Raw genomic sequence first — 5,356 nt, 5'->3', positions numbered from 1 at the left:
GTCCCGGGCCAAACCCGGGACGACGACGGCTTCACAACCCGAGCTGCTCGAACATCTTGCGGGTCATCGCGCTCATGTGAGCCATGACTTGCGCAATGGTGCCCTGCACTTCCGCGAAGCGCAGCGGCTTCACGCGCTCGACCAGCACTTCCTCGGGCGTCGGCTGCTGCGCGAAAAGTGCCATGACCTCATCGGCGAACTCGCCGAGCGGCTGGTAACCCTCGCGCGTGCTCTGCCCGGGGGTGAGGTCGGTCTGCACGGCGGGCGGTGCCAGTTCGATAACCTCGACCTTGTCACGCAGCATCTCGCGAAGCGACATCGTGTAGCTGTGGATCGCAGCCTTGGTCGCATTGTAGGTCGGCGTGCCCGGCAGCGGCACGAAGGCGAGGCCCGACGTGACGTTGACGATCGCCCCGTCGCCCCTGGCCACGAGATGATCCACCAGCGCGTCGATGAGCCGGATCGGGCCGAGCAGGTTGGTGGTGATCGTCGCCTCGGCGTCCGACAAGTCGCGGGCGCGGTCCAGCCGCTCGTAGCGCATGATGCCGGCATTGTTGACCAGCACGTTGAGCGCCGGGAACTTCTCCAGCACTTCTGGGGCGAACGCGGCGACGCCTGCGGCGCTTTCCACGTCGAGCGTGATCGCATGCATGTTCGCGCGGCCCGCGCAGGCGGCTTCCAGCGCGTCGAGACGGCGCCCGGCGACGATGACGATATTGCCCGCATCATGGAAGCGCCGGGCCAGCGCCTCGCCGATGCCCGAGCCGCCGCCGGTGATGAGGATGGTGTTTCCGGTGGTCTTCATGGGGACACTCCTTGGTTGACGCCATCGATCTAGCACTCCACATTCTATTCGAAAGAAGGCACCCAAAAGATTTATACTTACCCGAAAGAGAGTGACCCAATGGCTGCCCGTCCCGCCCCCGACAAGAACTGCGAGCACATCGACCCGCGCGTGGAAGCGCTCGTCACCGAGCTGATCGGGCGGGTGGCGGACAAGTGGACGATGATCCTGCTCGAAGTGCTCGAGGAAAACGGCGTGCAGCGCTTCACCCAACTGGCCCGCGCCGTGCCCGACATCAGCCAGAAGATGCTGACCCAGACGCTGCGCCGCATGGAGAGGGACGGGATGCTGACTCGCACCGTCCATCCCGTAGTCCCGCCGCGAGTGGACTATGCCCTAACCCCGCTGGGCGAAACCCTCAGCGAAGCGTTCTGCGGCGTGTGGATGTGGGCGGAAGCGAACCTCGAGCGCGTCGAACGCGCGCGAGAGGAATTCGACGCACGTTAATTCAGGAGGCTGCGCAGCAGTTCCATCGCGCTGCGCCGGGCCAGTCGCTCCGGCACGTAGACGACCGGGACGGCCTTGCCCTCAATCAGTTCGGCAACATCGATGGTTTCCTTGAGCGCGATGCCGCAGCGGTCATGCGCGCGCCAGCGGACCTGTCCCTTGATCACCTGATCGCCGACGACAAGCTCTACCGCGACGCCGCGTGCCGGAGGTGCATCGACCAGCGCCAGCACACCGCGCGAAGAGGCATTGGCCAGCGTCGCCTCGGCAACGCGGCTACCGATGCGGATGTTGGCCTTGATGGCCAGCATCGTGCGCGTTTCCATCCGCTGACGGTGAATGAACATGCCCGCTCCCTGCAAAGAACCGGGTCCGATTATACGGGATGAATGCCTAAAACGGAGTTAAATCGCCTTTAACATCCCGGCCCGCCTTCACGGCGGGCCGGGACCGTGGATCAGGCCGCCTTCTTCTTCAGGCGCCAGGCATGCAGCAGCGGCTCAGTATAGCCGCTCGGCTGCTCGACGCCCTTGAACACCAGGTCGCAGGCCGCCTGGAAGGCCATGCTGGTGTCCCAATTGCCCGCCATCGGTTCATAGAGCGGATCGCCCGCATTCTGCGCATCGACCTTGGCGGCCATGCGCTGCAGCGATTCCATGACCTGCTCCTTCGAGCAGACACCGTGCAGCAGCCAGTTCGCCATGTGCTGGCTGGAGATGCGCAGTGTCGCGCGGTCCTCCATCAGCCCGACATCGTTGATGTCCGGCACCTTGGAGCAGCCGACGCCCTGGTCGATCCAGCGCACGACGTAGCCCAGCAGCCCCTGCGCGTTGTTGTCGAGTTCCTCGCGCACTTCCTCCTCGGACCAGTTGGTACCTTCGGCCAGCGGGACGGAGAGCAGCAGGTCGAGGCCCGGAATGTCCTCATTGGCGATGCCCTCGCGCAGGCCAAAGACATCGACCTGATGATAATGCATCGCGTGGAGTGTCGCAGCGGTCGGCGACGGCACCCAGGCAGTGTTAGCGCCGGTCTTCGGGTGGCCGATCTTCTGCTCCATCATGTCGCGCATCATGTCGGGCGCCGCCCACATACCCTTGCCGATCTGCGCCACGCCGGAAAGACCATGCCGCAGGCCGATGGCGACGTTGCGCTTCTCGTAAGCGGCGATCCAAGCCGAACCCTTGATCGCGGCCTTGCGGATCATCGGGCCCGCCCTCATCGAGGTGTGGATCTCGTCGCCGGTACGGTCGAGGAAGCCGGTGTTAATGAAAACGATACGGTCCTTCACCGCCTCGATGCAGGCACCGAGGTTGGCTGAAGTCCGGCGCTCCTCGTCCATCACGCCGACCTTGATCGTGTGGCGCGAAAGGCCAAGCAGGTCCTCCACCGCATCGAACAGCGCGTTGGTGAAGGCGCACTCCTCAGGCCCATGCATCTTGGGCTTGACGATGTAGATGCTGCCCTCGCGGCTGTTGCCGTACTTCGCCAGCCCCTTGACGTCCTGCGTCGAGATCGCGCTGGTGATCACCGCGTCCATGACACCCTCGGGAATTTCCGAGCCATCGGGCAGCAGAATCGCCGGGTTGGTCATGAGGTGACCAACATTGCGCACGAACAGCAGCGAGCGGCCGGACAGCGCCTTCTCGGCCCCATCAGCAAGCGTCACCGTCTTGTCGGCCGCCAGTTCGCGCGTGAGCGTCCGGCCGCCTTTTTCGAAGGTGTCGGTCAGGTCGCCCCGGATGATGCCAAGCCAGTTGGAATAGCCGGCGATCTTGTCTTCGGCATCGACCGCCGCGACCGAATCCTCGAGATCGACGATGGTGGTCAGCGCGGCTTCAAGGACGATGTCAGCGATACCAGCCTTGTCCGTGCTGCCGACCTGGCTGGCCGCATCGACGACGACTTCGATGTTGAGCCCGTTGTTGGCGAACAGCAGGCCCTTGACGGTACGACCGATGAACTGCGACGCGTCGGCGATTTCGACTGTATCGACATCTGCCAGATCAGCCCACGAGCCTGCCTTCAGCGGCACCGCCCGGTCGAGGAACGCCCGACCCGCCGCGATGACTGCGGTGCCGCGCACCGCGTCGTAGCCCGGCCCCTGCGCGGGCGCGGCGTCGAGCGCATCGGTGCCATACCAGGCGTCATAAAGGCTGCCCCAGCGAGCATTGGCGGCGTTCAGCAAAAAGCGCGCGTTGAGCACGGGCACGACCAGTTGCGGCCCGGCCATCGTCGCGATTTCGGGATCGACGCACTGGGTGCCGATGGTGAAGTCGGCCGGTTCGGGCACGAGATAGCCGATCTCGCGCAGGAAGGCCTGATACTCGGCCTGGTCGATCGGCTTGCCCGCTCGCGCAAGGTGCCACTCGTCGATCCGGGCCTGAAGCGAATCGCGCTTGTCGAGGAGTGCGCGATTGCGCGGCGCAAACTCGGCCACGAGCGACGCGAAGCCCTGCCAGAAGCCGGCAGCATCCTGTCCGATCGGGGGCAGAACCTGCTCCTCCACGAACTTTGCCAGCCCCGCATCGACCTGCAGCCCCGAACGATCAACTCTGTCAGTCATTGCCATCTTCACCCTTTGGCCTCGCAATGGTTTGGAACGCGCACGGGTATCGTGCCACGCTCTCGTCAAATACCAAAACTGCCCTGGGGAAGGATGTGAGCCCTATGGCCGATGCGCGCGGCCTTGGCAACCGCGCCGAAAGTATCGTCATCCATCAGTCGGTTGCGACGCGGGACACCTTTTACGGGCCCGTCCTGATTTATTAATCGTCGGAAACCCTTACATTCAAGGTTTCGTTAAGCACGAGACTCGGCGGGAACGCGCGGTTGGCACGAACGTTGCTGAACTGTGACCAGAACAAAGGGATGAAAATGCTCCGGAAAGTCGGTCGCCTGTTCGTGATCAAGAGCAACTGGGAAGCCTACATGATCATCTACGCCCTCGCGCTGGGCGCGGTGGAGCGTGGCAGTGTGTACCTTACCCGGTTCCCCGGATTCGGTGGCAAGCTCCTGTTCCTGGCTTGCACCGGCGCCGTGTTCATGGCCGGCGCCAAGATTCTCGACTGCATCAAGTTCGAGAAGGCCGCGCTGCTTGCGAAGGCACAAGCCTCCTCTCCCGACCATGGGGTCGAGCGAAAGGCCGCGTAACTGTCAGAAATTCGCCCCGTCGATCTTTTTGACCGTCAGCGCGTCAAGGTCGGCGTCCGGCACGCAGCGCAAGTTTATCGCCGCCATCTTCGCGCCGTCGGGCCCCTCTCCTCGCGCAAAGGCCTCAACCCCGCAGGTCGGGCAGAACTGGTGCCCGATCACGTGCCGGTTGAAGCGATACTCGACGAGATCATCCGCCCCGCTCCCGATCGTCAGGGCCTCGTGCGGGACGAAGGCAAGGAGGAATCCCTTGCGGCGGCAATGTGAGCAATTGCAACTCATTGCCTCGGCAGGAATTTCTCCGGAGACCGAGAACGTCACCTTGCCGCAATGGCAGCTGCCTGAAAATGTCATGGCCGAACCATCCTTTCCGTGAAGCGGCCGCAAGCCGGGCATGGAGCGGAGAGGTGGGGCGATTCTGTTGATAGGCTCGCCCCCAGCCCCCGGAATCCGCTTCTGTTACCCGGTGGGTCCAACCGTGTTCTAACTTTGTAACTTCAGGGCGTTAGCCCCTAGAATTACGCCGCGAGAGCAAGTGCTTCGTTGTCGTTGGCACTTATGAGTTTTGAGCCTTGAACGGGTTACTCAGCCCGGAAGAAAACACCGCTTTTCAACACACGTCGATCCTAGTTCGGCCCCGTCATCACCCCTGCGACAACAGGGTTGTTCCCGTATGGAAACGGGTGATGGTGGAGCCGCCGGGTACCGCCCCCGGGTCCGCTGCGTCTATTGCACGGGGCAATTTATCCTCATAGCCGACCGAGGCCGGCAGGAGCCCATATAGGGGCTCCCGCCTGAATGTGAAGTGAAAGTGGATGAGTTGTTTGGGGAATGCCCATGCTGGGCATTCCCGTTGCGGCACCGGCCCACGCCCCCACCCGACCACCCAACGATAGTACCCTAAGGGTGGTCGGG

At 63.4% G+C, this 5,356-nt stretch carries 6 protein-coding genes and 1 other RNA gene; 2 read left to right on the top strand and 5 right to left on the bottom strand.

Translation table 11 applies throughout. The features are described 5' to 3' along the window. Positions 1-31 precede the first annotated feature (31 nt). Positions 32-805 carry an SDR family oxidoreductase gene (locus tag ACYPYD_RS26270; protein WP_459666593.1) on the bottom strand — a complete coding sequence of 258 codons (774 nt, stop codon included), beginning with the start codon at positions 803-805 and terminating at the stop codon, positions 32-34. A gap of 99 nt (positions 806-904) precedes the next feature. Between ACYPYD_RS26270 and ACYPYD_RS26265 the strand changes: the two genes are divergently transcribed. Continuing rightward, on the top strand, positions 905-1,291 hold the full coding sequence (locus ACYPYD_RS26265; RefSeq protein ID WP_008830427.1) for a winged helix-turn-helix transcriptional regulator: 387 nt from the start codon (positions 905-907) through the stop codon (positions 1,289-1,291). On the opposite strand, the gene ACYPYD_RS26260 is transcribed toward ACYPYD_RS26265, so the two are convergent. Further along, positions 1,288-1,638, bottom strand: coding sequence for a hypothetical protein (locus ACYPYD_RS26260; RefSeq protein ID WP_008830426.1), 351 nt, complete (start codon positions 1,636-1,638; stop codon positions 1,288-1,290). The genes ACYPYD_RS26265 and ACYPYD_RS26260 overlap by 4 nt on opposite strands. A gap of 110 nt (positions 1,639-1,748) precedes the next feature. Next, positions 1,749-3,854, bottom strand: coding sequence for a malate synthase G (locus ACYPYD_RS26255; RefSeq protein ID WP_459666591.1), 2,106 nt, complete (start codon positions 3,852-3,854; stop codon positions 1,749-1,751). Positions 3,855-4,165: 311 nt separating this feature from the next. On the opposite strand from ACYPYD_RS26255, the gene ACYPYD_RS26250 reads away from it, so the two are divergent. Then, entirely contained in the window at positions 4,166-4,441 is a 276-nt protein-coding gene (locus tag ACYPYD_RS26250; RefSeq protein ID WP_069709114.1) for a hypothetical protein, read from the top strand. Positions 4,442-4,444: 3 nt separating this feature from the next. On the opposite strand, the gene ACYPYD_RS26245 is transcribed toward ACYPYD_RS26250, so the two are convergent. Then, positions 4,445-4,837 carry a GFA family protein gene (locus ACYPYD_RS26245; protein ID WP_375154513.1) on the bottom strand — a complete coding sequence of 131 codons (393 nt, stop codon included), beginning with the start codon at positions 4,835-4,837 and terminating at the stop codon, positions 4,445-4,447. Positions 4,838-4,886: 49 nt separating this feature from the next. Beyond that, positions 4,887-5,250: a transfer-messenger RNA gene (gene ssrA / locus ACYPYD_RS26240) on the bottom strand. Positions 5,251-5,356 lie beyond the last annotated feature (106 nt).

This window comes from Novosphingobium sp. 11B, from assembly GCF_054589055.1.
Note: the sequence above shows the minus strand (reverse complement) of the source record. Positions and strands in the feature narration are given on the sequence as shown.